Raw genomic sequence first — 18,158 nt, forward strand, 5'->3', positions numbered from 1 at the left:
TTTCGTAGTCTTAACCATCCCCGCTATTAAACCCTATAATCTTCCGTTTTGGCAACCTTTTTGTAATAATATTCCCTCAAGGAGCCCTTCACGGACTTCCAGCAAGCCGCACCTGCCCGCCTAGGGCATCCAGACCCCACCCTGCATCCCGATACGAAGCCGCCCTGCGGAAGGCGGGGGTTTGTCAAGGCATCTTTCCCGCCTTGACAAACCCCCGCCTTCCGTCAGCACAATCGGGCTTCGGGATGCCCGCCACCGAGGCTCTCGGAATACCCAACCGCAGTTACTCCGCGATCGGAGCCCCAGTCTTCTCCCGAACCTCCTCAAGAGAAACCCCAGGAGCCAACTCCACCAACTTCAACCCGTCCTCAGTAACATCAAGAACAGCCAAGTTAGTGATAATCCGATTCACCACCCCAGCCCCAGTCAAGGGCAGAGTGCACTTCTCGACAATCTTAGGCGTCCCGTCCTTGGCAGTGTGATCAGTAATGATCACTACCCGACGAGCCCCGGCGACAAGATCCATCGCCCCGCCCATCCCCTTGACCAGCGCCCCGGGCACAGTCCAGTTAGCCAAATCCCCGTTGGCCCCCACCTGCAACGCCCCGAGCAACGCCAGATCGATATGCCCGCCGCGAATCATCGAAAACGACTCAGCGGAATCGAACAAACTGGCCCCAGGCTGCAACGTCACAGTCTGCTTCCCGGCATTCACCAGGTCCGGGTCCTCCTCGCCCTCCCAAGGAAACGGCCCCAACCCAAGAATCCCGTTCTCGCTGTGCAACGTAACCTGCACACCGTCCGGAATATGGTTCGCCACCTGGGTCGGAATCCCGATCCCCAGATTCACGTAATCGCCGTCGCGAAGCTCGCGAGCCCCGATCGTGGCCATGTCGTCCCGGTTCCAGCTCACGCCGACGCCTCCTCACGCACGCGCACGGTCCGCTTCTCGATCTGCTTCTCCCGCGCAGTCGCCTGAATCAGCCGCTGCACGTAAATCCCCGGCGTGGTGATCCGCTCCGGATCCAGGTACTCGTCCGAAACCTGCTCGGCCTCGGCGATCGTCACCTTCCCGCACGTCGCGACGAGCGGGTTGAAGTTGCGCGAGGCGTACCGGTAGATCAGGTTCCCGGCCGGGTCCGCGACGTACGCGTGCACCAGCGAAAGGTCGGCGACGATCCCGCGCTCCTGCACGTAGGTGACCCCGTCGAACTCGGCGTGCGGCTTGCCCTCGGCGATCGGCGTGCCGACCCCGGACTTGGTGTAGAACGCCGGGATCCCCGCGCCGCCCGCCCGCATCCGCTCGGCGAGCGTTCCCTGCGGGGTGAACTCGACCTCGACGGTCCCGTCGAGATACTGCTGCGCGAACAGCTTGTTCTCGCCCACGTACGACGCCACGACCCGGCGCACCTGCCGGTTGTCGAGCAGAATGCCGAGCCCGGCCCCGTCGACTCCCATGTTGTTCGAGACGATCGTCAGATCGCGCACGCCCGAGTCCCGGACCGCCTCGATGAGGTCGTTCGGGTTCCCGGTGAGGCCGAAGCCCCCGACCGCGATCGTCAGCCCGTCCTCGAGCAGCCCGTCGAGGGCCTCCGCGGCGCTGCGGTACTTCGTCGGCACGGCATCCTCTCCACTTCGTTCGGTGAGTGGTCAGTCCCCGCATACAACCCAGCGCAGGCGAAACGGGTCAACCGACACGCCGGGATCCCCGGCAAACCTCTCGCGCACCGAACACCCGCGCCCGATGCGTCCACTGAGCGGACGTACCCTCTTCTCCGTGCCCACCTCGCCTCCTGACCACGTAGTCGGACGGGTGTCCGCGGTCCTGCGCGCATTGTCCACCTACCGCGACGGAGCGTCGACCTCGCAGCTGGCGCGCCAGTGCGGCCTGGCCCGGCCGACGGTGCACCGGCTGCTCGCGTCGCTGGCCGCCGAGGGCTACGTCGACCGGGACCGGCAAAGCGGCCGCTGGTACCTGGGCCCGGAGCTGTACCTGCTGGGCGAGGCCGCCGCCCCGCGCTACGACGTGACGCAGCAGGCGCGCGCGAGCGTCCACCGGCTGGCCGCGGCCACCGGGGAAAGCGCGTTCTTCTCCGCCCGCCGCGGCAACGAGACGGTCTGCCTGCTGCGCGAGGACGGCGACTTCCCGATCCGGTCGTTCGTGCTGTACGAGGGCGCCCGTTTCCCGCTCGGCGTGGTGTCGGCGGGGCTGGTGGTGCTGGCGATGCTGCCGGACCGGGAGGTCGAGGAGTATCTGTCCACTGTGGACCTCACCGGCGAATGGGGTCCGGCGCACCGGGCGGAGGACGTGCGGGCCCGGGTCGCGCGGACGCGGGAGGACGGGTATTCGACCAATCCCGGGCTGGTGGTCGAAGGAAGCTGGGGGATGGCGGCGGCGGTGTTCACGCCGGCCGGGGAACCCGCGTGGGCGTTGACGTTGACTGGGGTGGAGTCGCGGTTCCGGGAGGAGCGCCGGGCTGAACTGGGAGCGTTGCTGCTCAAGGAGGCGCATACGTTGACGAACGTGCTCCGGCAGCCCTGACCCTCTGCGACGGTCGCGGGGCTCAATCCGCGCTTCGCCGGCCCCGGTAGGCCGCGACGCTGGCCCGGTGCGCGCAGTTACGGGTGCAGTACTGCTTCGAGCCGTTGCGCGACAGGTCAACGAACGTGGCCCGGCAGTTCAGCCCGGCACACACGCCGAGACGGGCCGGACCGAGGGCGGCGATCACGGAGGCCAGTGCGCTGAGCGTGGCCGCGGCCAGGTGCGCCGAGCAGCGGTCGGTGTCGGAGGTTACCTCGGTCCGCCAACGACCGTCCTCGTGACGCAGTGCCGGGGTGGCTTGGCTGCGACGGAGGCCGTCGTTGATCAGGGCCGCGGCTTCGACCGGGTCGGTGGCCGCTCGTTCCAGCACGGCACGCACCGTTTCTCGCAACGCGCGGACTTCCGCCAGGTCGGCGCGGGTGAGCCGGCGCGGACCGGCCCCTTGGTTCGCGACCGTCCTCGGCGGCCCTGCCTCGGGATGCTCGTCGAGGAAGGCTCGCAGCTGCTCCACGGTCTCGAGCGCATCCTCTCCCTTGATCGGGCGCAAGGTGTTGGCAAGGTCGACGGCTGTCTCGATCGCTGCTGGGCTGTGATACGCATCCGGCATTTGACGTGTCTCCTCACTGGCCCGTAGCGTTACACGCAAATCCGCTTTAGCATGTCACAACATACCTGGCAGGAACGCTCCCGTGCGGAAGGGGCCTTGACCAGTAAGGAGCCTCGCGATGTCCGCCGAGCCATTCGAGGTCAGCATCACCGAAGCCGAGATCGCGGATCTGCGCGACCGCTTGCGCCGGACCCGGTGGCCCGAGTCCGAGCCGGTGGACGACTGGTCGCAGGGGTTGCCGCTGGCGTACGCACGGGAGCTGTGCCGCAGCTGGGCGGAGGACTACGACTTCGGGTTCGCCGGGCGGCTGAACGCCTTCCCGCAGTACCGCGACACGATCGACGGGCTGGGCATTCACTTCCTGCACGTCCGCTCGCCCGAGCCGGACGCGTTCCCGCTCGTGCTCACGCACGGGTGGCCGGGTTCGGTGCTGGAGTTCCTGGAGGTCCTCGGCCCGCTGACCGATCCGCGCGCGCACGGCGGGGATCCGGCGGACGCGTTCCACGTGGTCGCGCCGTCGTTGCCCGGCTACGGCTGGAGCGACAAGCCGTCGACGACCGGGTGGGGCGTCACGCGCATCGCGCGCGCCTGGGACACATTGATGGTTTCGCTGGGCTACCAGCGGTACGGCGCGCAGGGCGGCGACTGGGGTTCGGCGGTCTCGGGCGCGCTGGGCGAGGTGGCGCCCGAGCGGGTCGCCGGCGTCCATCTGAATCTGGGTTCCGTGGCGGCGGGCACGTTCGCCGACCCGACGCCCGCGGAGCTGGCGAACCTCGAGGCCGAGAAGGAAATGCAGCGCACCGGCCGGGGGTACTCGGCGCTCCAGGCGACCCGGCCGCAGACCCTCGGCTACGCCCTCACCGACTCCCCGGCGGGCCAGGCCGCCTGGATCGCCGAGAAGTTCTGGGCTTGGACGGACAACGACGGCCGCCCCGAGGACGCGTTGTCGCGGCAGCAGATCCTCGACGAGATCTCGGTCTATTGGTTCACCGCGTCGGCGACCTCGTCGGCGCGCCTGTACTGGGAGAGCTTCGCCGGCTTCCGGGACAAGGTGACCGCGCCGTCCGGGCTGTCGGTCTACCCGCGCGACATCACCCGCCCGTCGCGGCGGGAGGCCGAACTGCGGTTCACCGACCTGCGCTGGTTCGAGGAACTGCCGCGTGGCGGGCACTTCGCCGCCTTGGAGCAGCCGGAGTCGCTGGTCGAGCAGGTGCGCGGGTTCTTCCGTCTTTTCCGGTGAGGATCCGGAAGCGCCCCGCTCAAGAAGCAGTAGCGGCGTTCTCCGCGTCGTAAGCCGCGCGGGCGGCGGTCACCTGGTCCATGTTCCGGCGTGCCCAGCGGTCCAGCAGTTCCAGCGGTTCGGCGAGGTTGCGGCCCAGCTGGGTCAGCTCGTACTCGACCTTCGGCGGGATCACCGGGTACGCCGTGCGGATCAGGATGCCGTCGCGGACCAGGCTGCGCAGGGTCTGCGTCAGGACCTTCTGCGAGATTCCCTCGACGCGCTTGCCGATTTCGGTGAACCGCAGCGGGCCGTCCACCAGGGCTCCGACGATCAGCACCGTCCACTGGTCGCCGATCCGGTCGAGCAGCTGGCGCGTCGGGCAGTCGCGGTCGTACGGATTTCCCAGCACGGCGGCCTCCTCGCTCTCCGCAAGAGAGTAACACTCCCCCGGGTCAGCAGGGTTTACCGAACCCGAACATTCGTCCCACATCCCTCGTACACCCGCGCGCGACGGTGGTCACCGGGAACACCGACACGGGAGGACGAGAACGATGCGAGGAACGAGGCGGATGGCACTGGCGGGCTGCGGGATCGCGGCCGGGCTGCTCGTGGCCGCGCCGATCGCCAGCGCGGACACGCAGGCTCCGGCTCCGGCCCCGGTCACGCTGAGCCCGCAGGAAGTGCAGCAGATGTGCACGGCCTGGGTGCCGAAACTGCGCAAGCAGGCGCAGAACCTGACCAACCGGATCAACGGCGGACCCGAGGTCTCGGGGTCGGTCGCGAACCTCAAGGCGCGCGCGAACGACGCCCGCACCAAGGGGCACGCCGCGCAGGCCGACCGGCTGCAGAAGCGCGCGGACAAGCGGCAGAGCCGGATCGGCGAGCTGACCAACGCGACGAAGCAGCTTGACGCCTTCGCCGCCGCGCATTGCCAGGCGCCCAAGTGAAGCGGCTGATCGCGGTCGCCGCCGCGGCTGTCGTCGTCGGGCTCGGCTGCGCGGCGTGCGACAACGGTTCGGCGCCGTCGTCGGGGGCGGCGCCGAACGGCGAGCTGAGCGGCATCCAGTCCACGCTGGACTCGATCCAGTCCGACATGGCGGGCGACGGGTCGCGGTGACGCGCGTACCGTTTCCCCCGACGTAGCCTGCCGGAGAAACGGGAGCCCGCATGGGGTCAGCTGGCCGCGGTCTCGTCCTCGTCGTGGAGGACGAGACCGCGATCGCCGAGCTCGCCGCGCTTTACCTGCGGCGCGACGGGTTCGGGGTGGAGGTCGAGCCGGACGGCGCGAAGGCGCTCGCGGCGATCCGCCGGTTGCGGCCGGTCGCGGTGGTGCTCGACATCGGACTGTCCGGAATGGACGGCATCGAGATCTGCCGGGCTTTGCGCGCGGCGGGCGACTGGACGCCGGTGCTGTTCGTGACGGCCCGCGACGACGAGCTGGATCGCTTGCTGGGCCTCGAAATCGGCGCGGACGACTATCTCGCCAAACCGTTCAGCCCTCGCGAACTCGCCGCCCGCGTACGGACTGTGCTGCGCCGAGCGTCCGGCAGTCCATCCACGACACTCGCCTGCGGCGGCGTGCGCATTGACGTGCCGGGCCGTCGCGCTTGGGCGGGCGAAGCCGAGATCACGCTCACCTCCACCGAATTCGATCTGCTCGCCTACCTGCTGCGCCATCCCGGCCAAGTCCTGTCGCGCGACCAATTGCTCAGCGCGGTCTGGGGTTACGCCGCCGCGGCCGGGACCCGCACCGTCGACGTGCATGTCGCGCAGCTGCGGGCGAAACTCGGCGACGACAGTCCAATCCGGACAGTTCGCGGCATCGGGTACGCGGCGGACGCCGGATGAAGACCACGCTCGCGCTCCGGATCACCGTGGTGTGCCTGGCCGTCGCCGGGATCGCGGTGCTGGTGGCCGGGCTCGTCGCGTCCAGATTGGTGCGCAACACCGCGGATTCGGTGCTGCAGCAGTCGCTGCGGGATCAGGCGGACGTCGTTGCCGGGCAGCTCGACGACGCCGGGATCGGCAACCGGCTCGCGATCGGCAAGGCGGCCGCGGTCGTGCGAGGGCAAGGCATCGAGGTCGTCGTGCACCGGGACAACGGCCAGAATTCCGGACAGGCGACCGCGGTGCGCGCGGCGGAACGGGCCGGGCTCACGTCCGGAAAGGACCATTCGGCGCGGGTCGCGATCGGCGATGTCGATTACCTCGTGGAAGTGCGCCCGGTCGGCCCGCAGGCGGCGTTCGCGCTCGTGCAGCCGGTGCGCAGCGCCGAGGCGACCCAACACGCGTTGCTGCGCAACATCCTTCTGGCCTTGGGCATCGGGCTTGTGGTCGCCGCCGTCGCCGGATATGTCTCCGGACGATTGCTCGGCCGCCCGCTCCGCCGCGCCGCGGCCGCCGCGGGCAGTCTCAGCGCGGGCCGCCGCGACGTCCGGGTGCCGGTCGAAGGGCCCGCCGAAGTCGCGCAAGTCGCGGGCTCGCTGAACGAACTCGCCGACGCGCTGGCCCGCAGCGAAGCCCGCCAACGGGAATTCCTGCTGTCGGTGTCGCACGAACTTCGCACCCCGCTGACCGCCGTGACCGGTTTCGCCGAGGCGATCGCCGACGGAGTCGCCGAAGGACCGGACGCCCGCCGCGCCGGCGAGACGATTCACCGCGAGGCGCAACGACTGGAGCGCCTGGTGTCCGATCTGCTGGAGCTCGCCCGCCTCGGTGCTGACGAATTCCAGCTCGACCTTGATGTTTTCGACTTCGCCGCGCTGGTTCGAGACTGCGCGGAGGTGTGGCAGTTGCGCTGCGCCCGCGCCGATGTCTCGCTGACTGTGCAGTCTCCGCCGGAAGCCGCCATGGTCACCGCCGACGCCCGGCGGCTGCACCAGGTCGTGGACGGTCTGGCGGAGAACGCTTTACGCGTCACGCCCGCCGGCGCGCCGATGGTGTTCGCGCTGACGGTCGCGGACGGCCACGCACACCTGTCGGTCCGAGACGGCGGCCCGGGGCTCGCCCCGGCGGACTACCCGGTGGCTTTTGAACGCGGCGTCCTCAATGCCCGGTACCGCGACAGCCGCCCGGTCGGATCCGGCATTGGTTTGGCGCTGGCGCACGGGCTGGTGACGCGAATGGGCGGGACCCTGACGGCCGGCCCGGCTCCCGAGGGCGGAGCCGCGTTCACGATCGCGCTGCCGCTGGCCTAGTTCACGCATCCGCTGGCGGTCGTCATCTTCGGCTGCGCCGGAGTGCCCGCCGGAGGAGTCGGCGTGGCGGTCTCCGCGATCGGCCGCACCGCGCCGCCGCTCGACGACGGGTGGACCGTGCCCGGATCAGCCGTTCCGCCGGACGCCGAGACGTCCGGCGAGCTGATCTGCGTCTGCACGAATTGCTTCACCTGCGCCGGATCCACCTTCACCGCGTCGCCGTCGGCCGGGGTGGCCAGCGACAGGCTCTGCACCGGGATCGTGCCGAACGCGATCGCGCCCGAGGAGAGGCCGTGCAGTTGCTCGGCGAAGCTCAACAGGTTCCAGCCGTGGTCAAGGGTGACCGAACCTTCCAGAGCGTCCACAAGGGACGAAAGCCGCGAGGGATCAGTAAAGGTGCCGGAGCCGAGGACAGTTTTCGCCATCGCCGACATGAACGCCTGCTGCCGCGCGATCCGGTCCAGGTCGCCGTTCGGGAGGCCGTGCCGCTGCCGCACGAAGGCGAGCGCCTGGGTGCCGGAGATCGTCTGCACACCGGCGGGGAAATTCGCTCCGGAGAAGGAATCGTTCACCGGAGCCTTCAGGCATACCTGCACTCCGCCGACCGCCTGGCTCAACGCGGCGAAGCCCGAGAGATTGACCGCGGCGTAGTGATTGATGGTGAGCCCGGTGAGCTGTTGCACTGCGGCGATGGCCGACTTCGCACCGGCGGCGTCGGCGGCCACCTCCAGCTGCGGCCCGCTCATCCCTTGCTGGGCAAGCTTTCCCCGTTGATCGGCGCGGGCACGGCTGTAGGCCGAATTGATCTTGTGCTTGCCGTAACCCGGAATGTCCACATAGGAATCGCGCGGGATCGAAATCGCGGTCGCCGCCGCCCCGCCGACCGGGACGTGCACGACGATCATCGTGTCCGTGGTGTTGCCGCCCTGGTCGCTCCCGCCCGCGTGCAGCGCGTCGAGCACGTTCTGCGGCAGCGGCGTTCCGTCCGGTTTGGTGCGGGAATCGAGACCTACCAACAAGATGTTCTGCGCGACGGTGAGCGGTTCCCCGGCCGGAGTGTCCGGAACCTGCGCCGAAGGCGGGATGACGTCGGCGGTGACGAGGCTGGTGTCGAGCCAGTGCAATTGCGACCACGCGAATCCGGTGGCGCCCAGCACGAGGGTGGACACCACCCCCAGCACCGCACGGCCGCCGATCCGGCGGCCCCGGGACGTGATCAGCACGGCCGGTTCCTCGCTTCCCCGGGGACGGATTTCGACCCCCGCGTTCGAGGATCACCGCGTTAGCTGGGAATAGCCTGAGAAACCTGTCGCGAAGATGTGATGCTGCCCGTTCGGCCGAGTGCGCCGCGACAGCCGGTATCCCTTCGGGCACAGGGAGTTCAGCGCGGCATCCGCCGCCACACCGCGCGCGGCACGAACCGCATCGCCGCGAACACCAAGCGCAACATGCCCGGCACCCACACCACTTCACGACGCCGGCGCAAGGCGGAAACTGTCGCGTCGGCTACCTGATCGGCGGTGCTGGAGAACGGCGCGGGCGACATTCCTTCGGTCATCCGGCCGATCACGAAGCCCGGCCGCACGAGCAGCAGGTGCACGCCGGTGCCGTGCAGTGCGTCGGACAGTCCCGAAGCGAACCCGTCGAGCCCGGCTTTCGCCGAGCCGTACACGTAATTCGCCCGTCGCACGCGAATCCCGGCGACCGACGAGAAGACGACCAGATTTCCAGAACCCTGAGTGCGCAACAGTTCCGCCGTGTGAGTGAGCACGGACACCTGGGCGACGTAATCGGTGTGGACGATCGCGGTGGCGTGCGCCGCGTCGGTCTCCGCGCGGGCTTGGTCGCCGAGGATGCCGAACGCCAGCACGACCGTCTCGAGCGAGCCGTGTTCCTTGATGACCCGGTCGAGCAGCGGGCGGTGTGCGGAGAGATCGTCGGCGTCGAAGTCCTCAGTCGTGACAGACTCCGCGCCCGCCTCGCGCAGTTCGGCAGTCTGCGCCGAGAGGTCCGCACCCGGCCTCGCGGCCAGCACGAACCGCTTCGCACCCGCGCGCGCCAGCCGGACGGCCACCGCCGTTCCGATTTCGCTGCGTCCGCCTAGTACCAGCACCGTTCCGCTCACGGTCGGTGAGTCTGCCAGCTGTGCCGTCGCTGTCGCGGCCGACCCGGTGCCGTTCGTCACATCATTTCGCTAACTTGGTTAGTTACTTATCTAGTAGTCTTCCTTCCATGACCTCCTCAGCCCGCGGCTCGCGGCGAACCGAATCCCCCGGCGTGGGCAACGCGGTGATGGAGCGCCTGCAAGAGGTGGGGACCTTGACGCGGGTGATCGAACAACGCCTGAGCGGAGCCTTGGGGATCAACGCCACGGACCTGGCGGCGCTGGAGCACCTCGCCACCGACGGCCCGCTGACGGCGAAGGACCTCGCGGACCGGCTGCGGGTCTCGACCGCGGCGAGCACGCACATCGTGGACCGGCTCGAGAAGGCCGGGCACGTCGTCCGCCGCCCGCACGCCACCGATCGCCGCAAGGTGCTGGTCGAGCCGGTCGCGGAGTCGACGGAGCGGCTCTTCGGCCACCTGCACCCGCTGTTGCACGGCGTGGAAGGCCTGGTCGAGGGGCTGAAACCCGGCGACCGGGACGTCGTCAACGCGTTCCTGGCCGGTGTCGTGCGGATCTACACCGACACCGCGGATTCCTTCCCCCAGGGCTGACCGCCGCCTGCCCCGACCGGGCGCATTCGTTCCGCGCGAATGCCCGCCCGGCGTACGAACGCGCCCGGAAAACGAGCGCCAGCACCAGAATTCGGAGAAAACCGTGTCCGTACCCGAGAAGAAGGCCGCGCCGCGGGCGATGGGGTGGCTGCTGGCCGCCGTGCTCGTGGTCGAGCTGATGGACTTGCTCGACTCGACGATCGTCAATGTGGCGGGGCCGTCGCTGGAGCGGTCGCTGGGGACGAGCCCGGTCGGGCTGCAGTGGGTCATCGGCGGCTACGCGCTGACCCTCGGCGCGGGCCTCGTGCTGGGCGGACGACTCGGCGACCGCTACGGACGCCGTCCGGTGTTCCTGGCCGGACTCGCCGCCTTCGCTCTCGCGTCGCTGCTGTGCGCGGCCGCGCCGGACATCGGCCTGCTGATCGCTTTCAGGCTGGTCCAGGGCGTGGCCGGGGCGATGATGCTGCCCCAGGGCCTCGGCATTCTGCGCGACAACCTCGCTCCCCGGCAGCTCACGAAAGCGCTTGCCGTGTTCGGTCCGGTGCTCGGCCTCGGCGGCGTCCTCGGCCCGGTGCTGGGCGGCGCGCTGGTCGACTGGGACCTGTTCGGCCTCGGCTGGCGGCTGGTGTTCCTGGTCAACGTCCCGGTCGGCCTTGCCGCCTGGGCGTTGGCCTGGCGGCTGGTGCCCCGCGGCGAGGGAACCCGGACGGTGCGCGTGGACGTCGTGGGAGCCGTGCTCGTCGCCGCGGCCTCGGCCTTGCTGGTCCTGCCGCTCAACGAAGGGCAGTCCTCGGGGTGGCCGCTGTGGACGTGGCTGTCGCTGTCCGCCGCGGCGATCGGTTACGCGGGATTCGCGCTGTGGCAACGCCGCACCGTGCGCCGGGGCCGGGCGCCGCTGGTCACCCCGAGCCTGTTCGGCAAGTCCGCGTTCACCGTCGGGCTGGTCGCGGTCGCGCTGTTCTTCGGCGGGCTGATCGGCACCCAGCTGGTGCTGACGTTCTTCCTGCAGCTCGGCCACGGCTTCACCGCCGGACAGGCCGGGCTGGGCAACCTCCCGGTCGCACTGGGCACCGCCGTCGGCGGCACCATCAGCGGCGGGTTGCTCGCCGCCAGGCTCGGCCGCCGGGTGCTGCAGGCCGGAGCCGTCGTCCAGCTCGCCGGGATCGCCTGGCTGTGGCTGTCCCTCGACGACACCGCCGGTTTCACGATCTGGCAGATCGTGCCGGGCAGCGCCGTCGCCGGCATCGGCGCGGGCATCGTGATCGCCGCCGTGTTCAACACCGTGCTCGGCGCCGTCGACGACGACGAGGTCGGTTCCGCCTCCGGCGTCCTGTCCGCGGTCCAGTCGATCGGCGGATCGGTCGGTGTCGCGGTGTTCAGCACGGTGTTCTTCGCCGGCGCACTCACCGGCCAGGTCACCGAAAGCTTCCGAGACGCCCTCGTGGTCCAGGCGATCGTCATCGCACTGTTCCTGCTCATCTCCCCGCTGTTCCCCCGTCGCGCCCGCCCCGACGACACCGACGCCACGGCCCCGGAACCGGCCTCCCGCACCGCTTCGTGAAGCGGGGTTCCCCGACGCCACATTGGGCGTGCCCTGGTTCACAAACTGCAACTTTGCAGACTCTGCAAGATCTCGCTACGCTGATCCAGTGCCCCCTCCCGGCCTTCGCGAGCGCAAGAAGCTCGAAACCCACCGCACCATCGCTCTCGCGGCGCTTCGGCTGATCGACGAGCGTGGTCTGGACCAGGTCACTGTCGACGACATCGCCGCGGAGGCGGGCGTCTCCGCGCGCACGTTCTTCAACTACTTCGCGGTCAAAGAAGACGCCGTGCTGCTCGCGTACGCCGACCACGCGGAGCGGGCCGAGCAGACGATCGCCCGGTTCGTCGCGCAGCCGGACGGGATCGACGCCTTTCCGGCGTTCATCGCGACCGTCCGGGAGGACCTCGCCGACATCGAGCGGGACCGTGACGAATGGCTGACCCGGTTGCGCATCATCCACGGCGATCCGTCGCTGCTGATCCGCGCGACCGTGCTCAACTCCGGCTCGCGCGATCCGATGGTCGCCGCCATCGCGCAGCGCAGCGGCACCGACGCGGAGAACGACCTGTTCCCCTCGCTGCTGCTCGCGGTGGCGGGCGGAGTGCTCAACACCTCGCTCAGCCGCTGGGCCGCCCGGAACGGGGCCCAGCCGCTGCTCGAAATCTTCGACGAGGCCGCCGCCGCCGCTGCCGCCGGCCTGCCCGACCCTCGCTGAAATCCTTCGTAGTCCGGAAAGGACTGTCATGTCCCTGTCCACCGCGGAATCGCCCGCGCCCGCGGCGATGAGCCACCGGCAAGTGCTGCAGGCGATGTCCGGCCTGATGATGGGCATTTTCGTCGCCATCCTCGCGTCCACCGTGGTCGCGAACGCCCTGCCGCGGATCGTGTCCGAACTGGGCGGCAGCCAGTCGTCCTACACCTGGGTCGTCACCACCGAACTGCTCGCGATGACCGCGACCGTCCCGCTCTGGGGCAAGCTTTCCGACCTGTACAACAAGAAACTGCTGATCCAGCTCTCGCTCGGGCTGTTCGTGGTCGGCTCGCTGGTGGCCGGGTTCGCGCAGAACATCGACGTCCTGATCCTCAGCCGGATCGCCCAAGGCATCGGCGGCGGCGGGCTCACCGCGCTCGCCCAGGTGATCATGGCGGCCATCGTTTCGCCGCGCGAGCTGGGCAAGTTCTCCGGCGTCTTCGGCGCGGTCTTCGCCGTCGGCACGGTCGCGGGCCCGCTGATCGGCGGCGTGCTCGTGGACACCTCGTGGCTCGGCTGGCGCTGGTGCTTCTTCCTCGGCGTGCCGTTCGCGCTCGCCGCGATCCTGTTGCTGCAGCGCACTTTGGACCTGCCGACGCTGCGCCGGGAAGTGCACGTCGACTACCTCGGCGCGTTCCTGATCATGCTCGGCGTCTCGACGTTGCTGGTGTGGTCGTCGCTGGCGGGCTCGACTTTCGAGTGGGGTTCCTGGCAGACCGCGGTGCTCGTGCCCGCCGGCGTGCTCGTGCTGGTGCTCGCGGTGTGGGTGGAGTCGAAGGTGCGCGAGCCGGTCGTGCCGCTGAGGCTGTTCCGCAACCGCACGGTCACGCTCGCCACCGTCGCGAGCTTCCTGGTCGGCGTCGCGATGTTCGGCGGCACCGTGTTCCTGTCCCAGTACTTCCAGTTGGCGCTCGGCAAATCGCCGACGGTGGCCGGGCTGATGAGCCTGCCGATGATTTTCGGGCTGCTCGTGTCGTCCACTGTGTCCGGCCAGCTGATCAGCCGCACCGGCAAGTGGAAGCCGTTCCTGCTGCTCGGCGCGGTGCTGATGGCGGCGGGGCTCGGCCTGCTCGGGCTGATCGACGCGCACACGTCGCTGCTGGAGCTGAGCCTGTTCATGCTGGTGCTCGGCGTCGGCGTGGGCATGCTCAACCAGAACCTGGTGCTGGTGACGCAGAACGACGTGCCCGCCGCCGATCTGGGCGCGGCGACCTCGACGCTGTCGTTCTTCCGCAGCCTCGGCGGGTCGATCGGCGTGAGCGCGCTCGGTGCGGTGCTGGCCAGCCGGGTCGGCACGCTCGTCGCCGACGGGCTCGGCCCGGCCGCGTCCGCCGGCGGCGGCGGGAAGGTGCCCGACCTGGCGCAGCTGCCCGCTCCGGTCGTGGCGGTGATCCGGGACGCGTACGGCATCGCGACGAGCGATCTGTTCCTGATCAGCGCGCCGATCGCGCTGCTCGTGGTGGTGGCGGTCGCGTTCCTGAAGCACTTGCCGCTCAAGACGAAGAGCGGCCTGGAACGGCTGGCGGACGAGGCAGCCTCGTGAGTGTCTGTGCCGGTTAGAACCGGTATAGCCACTCACGAGCTACCGTTGCCCGGGTGACCAGCGACGAGGAGTTCGGGACCCTGCTCGAGCGGCACCGGCGCGAGATCCGCGTGCACTGCTACCGGATGAGCGGTTCGTTCGAGGAGGCCGAGGATCTCACGCAGGAGGCGTTTCTCCGGGCCTGGAAAGGCCGCGGCGGCTTCGCCGGGCGGGCGAGCGTGCGGACGTGGCTGTACCGGATCGCCACGAACGTCTGCCTCGACGCGCTCGCCCGGCGGCCGCGCCGCGCGCTGCCGGACCAGCTCGGTCCGGCGGCCGACCCGGCGGGCGAGATCTCCGCGCTCGACGTGCCGTGGCTCAGCCCGTTTCCCGACCTGCTGCTCGACCCCGCGGCGCCGGACGACACCGGCGCCGCGGTCGTCGAACGGGAAACCATCGAACTGGCGTTCCTCGCCACCATCCAGTTGCTGCCGCCGCGGCAGCGCGCCGCGCTGATCCTGCGCGACGTGCTCGATTGGTCCGCAAAGGACACTGCCGAACTGCTGGGCGGCTCGGTGGCCTCGGCGAACAGCGCGCTGCAGCGGGGCAGGGAGACCTTGCGCGCCAAGCTGCCCGCGCGACGCGCCGAATGGTCCGCTCCGGACAGCACGACCGCCGAGGAAACAGCGCTGCTGCGGAAGTTCGTCGCCGCTTACGAATCGGCGGACGTGCAAGCCGTGGCCGCCGTGCTGAGCGAGGACGCGCGTGCGGTGATGCCGCCGTATTCGTTGTGGTTCGACAGTCGCGATCGGATTCTCGGCGCGCTCGGGCCGAGTTTCGATCCTCAGTCGCCGTTCTACCGGGGCAGTTTCCGGATGGTGCCGGTGCGCGCGAACCGGCAGCCCGCCGTCGCCGGATATCTGCGCCGGCCCGGCGAATCCGTTTATCGCGCATTCGGCGTCTGCGTGCTCACCGTGCGAAACGGACTGGTCACGGCGATGGCCGCGTTCGAAACAGCGGCATTGACGCCGTACGGACTCGCCGAAACGTTCGAAGAAACTGTGCCGATGATTGCTGATCCGGCTACAGCCACCGCGGAAACCGGTCGCCTCAGGCGGATCGGCGGCTGACCGGTTCGCACCCGCTTCCGGTCGGATCAGCGATAAAAACGCCCGGGCGGTGATCGCTGGTGTGCGATCACCGCCCGGGCGGTACCACCGAGTTCCGGGCTTCGCGCCGGTCGTGGTGGGGGAAACTGCTAGCGCCCTCGCCGCCGGGAAATGGTCACCGGCTCGCGGTCAGGCGACCCGATGCTGTGCGGCGGCGGAGCCGGTTCGCACCAGCTTCCGGCGCTCCAGCTCGGTGGTTCCCCCGAAGATCCCGTTGCCGAGACCGTTGTCGAGAGCATAGGAAAGGCATTCCGCGCGGACCGGGCATCGCGCGCAGACCGCCTTGGCCTTCGCGACCTGCTGCGCCCCCGGACCCATGTCGGAAATCGGGAAGAACAGTTCCGGGTCCTCGTCCTGGCACGCCGCGCGGGCGAGCCAGCTGGTGGCCGTGAGTTCCATTGTTGCTTTTCACCTCCTGTCCTCATTGTCGAACCGTGGTCAACCGACTTCTCCGCGCGCACGGGCACGCCATGCCTTCGGAGGGTGTTCGGTGGGCTTTTCGGCCGAACCGCCCCGGGCCGCGAAGGACCCGGCGGACGACCGGCTTTCCAAGTTACCACCGATCACCGTCCGCGCGGGAAATTTCGATTCAGCTCACATCGCGGACGCGGTTGCCGCCGGGGCGTGCTACGGCCCCCTCGCGCACCGCCCGCCGGTCCCGAAGAGTCCGAGTTTTCCTTTTCCGGGCACCGTTTCCCCCTTCCGCCGCCGTCGCGGGCGAACCGCCCGTCCGAGTCAGGTACCCGCCAGTCCCGCCCTTAACCACATTTCCGTGACCGGATCGTTACATCCCACGGGCGCGCCACCGCACCTGTTCGACAGGTCCGGGTTCGGGAGGGGGTGCGCGTGGCGGGGTTCGACGGCTTTTTCCGGGGCGATTTCCCTCGCCTCGTGGCGTTCCTGTGCGCGGGCGGGCTCGGGCCGGGCACCGCGCGCGAGGTGGCGGTGGAGGCGTTCGTCCAGGAAACCGGGACGTGGCCGCCGCCGGGCGACCCGCGCGTGGCGGTGCGGCTGACCGCCGTCCGGCTCGCCGCCGAGCAGACGTGGTTCGACGGCGGAGCCCCGTCCGCGGATCCGCCGGGCGACCGGCTGGCCGCGGTCGTGGAGCGGAACGCGCGGGGCGTCGAACTGCTCTCGACACTGCCGGAAACCCAGCGCACGGTGCTGACCTGGTCGCTCGACGGATTCTCGCCCGCCGCGATCGCCGCGGCGCTCGGCATGGCGGGCACCACAGTCCGCTCGAACCTGCGCCACGCCCGGGAACGGCTGAAGTACCGGCTCGGCCTGGCCGGTCGCGAGGAGGCCCTGATGACCGCACTGCGCGAAGCCGACGCCGCATTGGTCGGCGCGTTGCGCTCGGCGCTCGACGTCGAAGAAGCGTTGACCCGCGTGAAAACCGAGGCGACCGCGTTGGCCGCGCCGCGGGTCCCGGTCGCCCGATTCGGCTTCGACGGCCCGGTGCGCGCCGCGGTCGAGGGCGATCCGGACGCGGCACAGGACCTGCTCGCGGCGGTGCAGCCGCTGATCGTGCGCTACTGCCGGGCCCGGCTGGGCGGAGCCGACGCGTATTCCTCGGCGGACGATGTGGCGCAGGAGGTCTGCCTGGCGCTGCTGACCGCGCTGCCTGGCTACCGGCATCAGGGGCGGCCGTTTCTGGCTTTCGTTTACGGGATCGCGCAGCACAAGGTGGCTGACGCGCATCGGGCGCACGCGCGGAACCGGACCGAGCCGATGGCCGAGTTGCCGGAGGCGGTCGATCTTGCCGACGGGCCGGAGGAACGGGCGTTGCGGGCCGAGCTGAATCGGCAGCTGGCTCGGCTGCTGCAGTTGCTGCCAGAGCGACAGCGGGAGATTGTGCTGCTGCGGGTTGTCGTCGGGCTGTCGGCGGAGGAGGCGGCCGAAGCGGTCAGCTCCACGCCGGGGGCGGTTCGGGTGGCGCAGCACCGGGCGTTGCTGCGGCTCCGGTCAGCCCTCGAACGACGGCGCCGCTGACCCGATCCGCGCCACCACGAACTCCGCCAGCGCCGCTGCCGGGCCCTCGCTGCCGTCCCTCGACAGCAGGATGAAATCGACGTCGCCCGGGTCCGGAAGGCCGAGCTCGGCAGGCAATTCGATCAGATCGGACGGCACCAGGCTCCGTGCGTGCACGGTGATTCCGAGCCCGGCAGCCGCCGCCGCGCGCAGGCCGGTCAGGCTGGACGTCAGGCAGGCCGCCCGCCATTCCAGGCCCGCGCGTTCCAGCGTTTCCACCGCCAGCTGCCGGGTGACCGACGGCATCGGGTACTGCACCAGCGGCACCGGATGACCCGGCGTGAGGTCCGTCGCCGGCGAGCCGATCCACACCAGCGGTTCGCGGCGCAGCAGCCGCCCGGGGCCGGGCGCGCCCGGGCGGCGTTTGCCGAGCACCAGGTCGAGGCGTCCGTCGGCGATCCGGCGGGCGAGCACGTCGGACAGTTCCACGTGCAGTTCGACGTCCACCAGCGGATGGCTTTCCCGCAGCCGCCGCAGGATTTCCGGCAGCTCGCCGAGCGCGAAGTCCTCGGACACGCCGAACCGGACCCGGCCGCGCACCTGCGCGCCGCGGAAGTGCCGGGCCGCGCGGTCCTCGGTGTCCACAATGGTCTGGGCGAACCCGAGCATCGCCTGTCCGCGCGCGGTCAGGTCGACCGCGTGCGTGTCGCGGGCGAACAGCAATCCGCCTGCCTCGGATTCGAGCCGCCGGATGTGCTGGCTGATTGTGGGCTGCCCCACACCCAATCGCCTCGCCGCCGCGGTGAAGCTGCGAGTTTCCGCCACAGCAAGGAAAGAACGGCACAACCGCGGATCCAGCATGCGTCACATCTTATCGGCTTTCGCAATGGCAGTCAGTACGGTCATCGGGGTTCCG

At 69.9% G+C, this 18,158-nt stretch carries 19 protein-coding genes and 2 pseudogenes; 13 read left to right on the plus strand and 8 right to left on the minus strand.

Annotated elements, in window-relative coordinates; translation table 11 throughout:
* Positions 1-283: 283 nt before the first annotated feature.
* Positions 284-913: a CoA transferase subunit B gene (locus ACFXI3_RS27065; RefSeq protein WP_344284575.1), complete on the minus strand. Its 630-nt coding sequence runs from the start codon at positions 911-913 to the stop codon at positions 284-286.
* Entirely contained in the window at positions 910-1,620 is a 711-nt protein-coding gene (locus ACFXI3_RS27070; protein WP_344284572.1) for a CoA transferase subunit A, read from the minus strand. Before ACFXI3_RS27070 ends, ACFXI3_RS27065 begins: the two co-directional genes overlap by 4 nt.
* A 157-nt stretch (positions 1,621-1,777) precedes the next feature.
* On the opposite strand from ACFXI3_RS27070, the gene ACFXI3_RS27075 reads away from it, so the two are divergent.
* Positions 1,778-2,542: an IclR family transcriptional regulator gene (locus ACFXI3_RS27075; protein ID WP_378403165.1), complete on the plus strand. Its 765-nt coding sequence runs from the start codon at positions 1,778-1,780 to the stop codon at positions 2,540-2,542.
* A 22-nt stretch (positions 2,543-2,564) separates the two neighbouring features.
* On the opposite strand, the gene ACFXI3_RS27080 is transcribed toward ACFXI3_RS27075, so the two are convergent.
* The gene (locus tag ACFXI3_RS27080) at positions 2,565-3,149 is read right to left on the minus strand and encodes a CGNR zinc finger domain-containing protein (RefSeq protein WP_378403167.1); all 585 of its coding nucleotides are present in this window, start codon (positions 3,147-3,149) and stop codon (positions 2,565-2,567) included.
* A 118-nt stretch (positions 3,150-3,267) separates the two neighbouring features.
* Between ACFXI3_RS27080 and ACFXI3_RS27085 the strand changes: the two genes are divergently transcribed.
* Positions 3,268-4,389: an epoxide hydrolase family protein gene (locus ACFXI3_RS27085; RefSeq protein WP_378403169.1), complete on the plus strand. Its 1,122-nt coding sequence runs from the start codon at positions 3,268-3,270 to the stop codon at positions 4,387-4,389.
* A 19-nt stretch (positions 4,390-4,408) separates the two neighbouring features.
* Here the strand turns inward: ACFXI3_RS27085 and ACFXI3_RS27090 are convergent, their stop codons facing one another.
* Positions 4,409-4,780: a helix-turn-helix domain-containing protein gene (locus ACFXI3_RS27090; protein ID WP_344284560.1), complete on the minus strand. Its 372-nt coding sequence runs from the start codon at positions 4,778-4,780 to the stop codon at positions 4,409-4,411.
* Between the two features lie 142 nt (positions 4,781-4,922).
* On the opposite strand from ACFXI3_RS27090, the gene ACFXI3_RS27095 reads away from it, so the two are divergent.
* From ACFXI3_RS27095 to ACFXI3_RS27110, 4 genes are read left to right on the plus strand one after another with little or no spacing between them, the layout of a single operon-like run.
* Positions 4,923-5,318, plus strand: coding sequence for a hypothetical protein (locus ACFXI3_RS27095; protein ID WP_378403171.1), 396 nt, complete (start codon positions 4,923-4,925; stop codon positions 5,316-5,318).
* On the plus strand, positions 5,315-5,488 hold the full coding sequence (locus ACFXI3_RS27100) for a hypothetical protein (RefSeq protein WP_378403173.1): 174 nt from the start codon (positions 5,315-5,317) through the stop codon (positions 5,486-5,488). The genes ACFXI3_RS27095 and ACFXI3_RS27100 overlap by 4 nt, the downstream gene beginning before the upstream one ends.
* A gap of 50 nt (positions 5,489-5,538) precedes the next feature.
* Entirely contained in the window at positions 5,539-6,219 is a 681-nt protein-coding gene (locus ACFXI3_RS27105) for a winged helix-turn-helix domain-containing protein (RefSeq protein WP_378403175.1), read from the plus strand.
* Positions 6,216-7,568, plus strand: a complete 1,353-nt coding sequence (locus ACFXI3_RS27110; RefSeq protein WP_378403177.1) for a sensor histidine kinase — start codon at positions 6,216-6,218, stop codon at positions 7,566-7,568. The genes ACFXI3_RS27105 and ACFXI3_RS27110 overlap by 4 nt, the downstream gene beginning before the upstream one ends.
* Here the strand turns inward: ACFXI3_RS27110 and ACFXI3_RS27115 are convergent.
* Positions 7,565-8,791, minus strand: a complete 1,227-nt coding sequence (locus tag ACFXI3_RS27115) for an LCP family protein (protein WP_378403178.1) — start codon at positions 8,789-8,791, stop codon at positions 7,565-7,567. The genes ACFXI3_RS27110 and ACFXI3_RS27115 overlap by 4 nt on opposite strands.
* A gap of 158 nt (positions 8,792-8,949) precedes the next feature.
* Positions 8,950-9,693 carry an SDR family NAD(P)-dependent oxidoreductase gene (locus ACFXI3_RS27120; protein ID WP_378403180.1) on the minus strand — a complete coding sequence of 248 codons (744 nt, stop codon included), beginning with the start codon at positions 9,691-9,693 and terminating at the stop codon, positions 8,950-8,952.
* A 107-nt stretch (positions 9,694-9,800) separates the two neighbouring features.
* Here ACFXI3_RS27120 and ACFXI3_RS27125 point away from each other — a divergent pair, with 107 nt between their 5' ends.
* From ACFXI3_RS27125 to ACFXI3_RS27145, 5 genes and pseudogenes are all read left to right on the plus strand, one after another.
* Positions 9,801-10,286 (plus strand): MarR family winged helix-turn-helix transcriptional regulator, encoded by a 486-nt coding sequence (locus ACFXI3_RS27125; RefSeq protein ID WP_378403182.1) that lies wholly within the window; start codon positions 9,801-9,803, stop codon positions 10,284-10,286.
* Positions 10,287-10,389: 103 nt separating this feature from the next.
* Entirely contained in the window at positions 10,390-11,847 is a 1,458-nt protein-coding gene (locus ACFXI3_RS27130) for an MFS transporter (RefSeq protein ID WP_378403184.1), read from the plus strand.
* Between the two features lie 88 nt (positions 11,848-11,935).
* Positions 11,936-12,544, plus strand: a complete 609-nt coding sequence (locus ACFXI3_RS27135) for a TetR family transcriptional regulator (RefSeq protein ID WP_344284532.1) — start codon at positions 11,936-11,938, stop codon at positions 12,542-12,544.
* A gap of 28 nt (positions 12,545-12,572) precedes the next feature.
* The gene (locus ACFXI3_RS27140) at positions 12,573-14,123 is read left to right on the plus strand and encodes an MDR family MFS transporter (RefSeq protein ID WP_378403186.1); all 1,551 of its coding nucleotides are present in this window, start codon (positions 12,573-12,575) and stop codon (positions 14,121-14,123) included.
* 29 nt (positions 14,124-14,152) lie between these two features.
* A pseudogene (locus ACFXI3_RS27145) lies at positions 14,153-15,232 on the plus strand (RNA polymerase subunit sigma-70); the annotation flags it as partial.
* Between the two features lie 168 nt (positions 15,233-15,400).
* Here ACFXI3_RS27145 and ACFXI3_RS27150 read toward each other — a convergent pair.
* Positions 15,401-15,670 (minus strand): WhiB family transcriptional regulator, encoded by a 270-nt coding sequence (locus ACFXI3_RS27150; RefSeq protein ID WP_020660750.1) that lies wholly within the window; start codon positions 15,668-15,670, stop codon positions 15,401-15,403.
* A gap of 702 nt (positions 15,671-16,372) precedes the next feature.
* Here ACFXI3_RS27150 and ACFXI3_RS27155 point away from each other — a divergent pair.
* Together ACFXI3_RS27155 and shbA are read left to right on the plus strand one after the other, a co-directional pair.
* Positions 16,373-16,528, plus strand: a pseudogene (locus ACFXI3_RS27155) (sigma factor-like helix-turn-helix DNA-binding protein); the annotation flags it as partial.
* A 51-nt stretch (positions 16,529-16,579) separates the two neighbouring features.
* Positions 16,580-17,263, plus strand: a complete 684-nt coding sequence (shbA, locus tag ACFXI3_RS27160; protein ID WP_344285332.1) for an RNA polymerase sigma factor ShbA — start codon at positions 16,580-16,582, stop codon at positions 17,261-17,263.
* Here shbA and ACFXI3_RS27165 read toward each other — a convergent pair.
* Positions 17,237-18,103: a LysR substrate-binding domain-containing protein gene (locus ACFXI3_RS27165; protein WP_344284524.1), complete on the minus strand. Its 867-nt coding sequence runs from the start codon at positions 18,101-18,103 to the stop codon at positions 17,237-17,239. The two genes, shbA and ACFXI3_RS27165, sit on opposite strands and share 27 nt — an antisense overlap.
* Between the last annotated feature and the right edge of the window lie 55 nt (positions 18,104-18,158).

Origin of the sequence: Amycolatopsis sp. NPDC059235 (assembly GCF_042754125.1) — a bacterium.
Lineage (GTDB): Bacteria > Actinomycetota > Actinomycetes > Mycobacteriales > Pseudonocardiaceae > Amycolatopsis > Amycolatopsis albidoflava.

Bases quoted from the DNA above. Each gene is read 5' to 3' on its own strand.
- ACFXI3_RS27080 (WP_378403167.1), bottom strand. From the start codon at position 3,149: ATGCCGGATGCGTATCACAGCCCAGCAGCGATCGAGACAGCCGTCGAC.
- ACFXI3_RS27085 (WP_378403169.1), top strand. From the start codon at position 3,268: ATGTCCGCCGAGCCATTCGAGGTCAGCATCACCGAAGCCGAGATCGCG.
- ACFXI3_RS27095 (WP_378403171.1), top strand. From the start codon at position 4,923: ATGCGAGGAACGAGGCGGATGGCACTGGCGGGCTGCGGGATCGCGGCC.
- ACFXI3_RS27105 (WP_378403175.1), top strand. From the start codon at position 5,539: ATGGGGTCAGCTGGCCGCGGTCTCGTCCTCGTCGTGGAGGACGAGACC.
- ACFXI3_RS27110 (WP_378403177.1), top strand. From the start codon at position 6,216: ATGAAGACCACGCTCGCGCTCCGGATCACCGTGGTGTGCCTGGCCGTC.
- ACFXI3_RS27125 (WP_378403182.1), top strand. From the start codon at position 9,801: ATGACCTCCTCAGCCCGCGGCTCGCGGCGAACCGAATCCCCCGGCGTG.
- ACFXI3_RS27140 (WP_378403186.1), top strand. From the start codon at position 12,573: ATGTCCCTGTCCACCGCGGAATCGCCCGCGCCCGCGGCGATGAGCCAC.
- ACFXI3_RS27150 (WP_020660750.1), bottom strand. From the start codon at position 15,670: ATGGAACTCACGGCCACCAGCTGGCTCGCCCGCGCGGCGTGCCAGGAC.
- shbA (WP_344285332.1), top strand. From the start codon at position 16,580: ATGACCGCACTGCGCGAAGCCGACGCCGCATTGGTCGGCGCGTTGCGC.
- ACFXI3_RS27165 (WP_344284524.1), bottom strand. From the start codon at position 18,103: ATGCTGGATCCGCGGTTGTGCCGTTCTTTCCTTGCTGTGGCGGAAACT.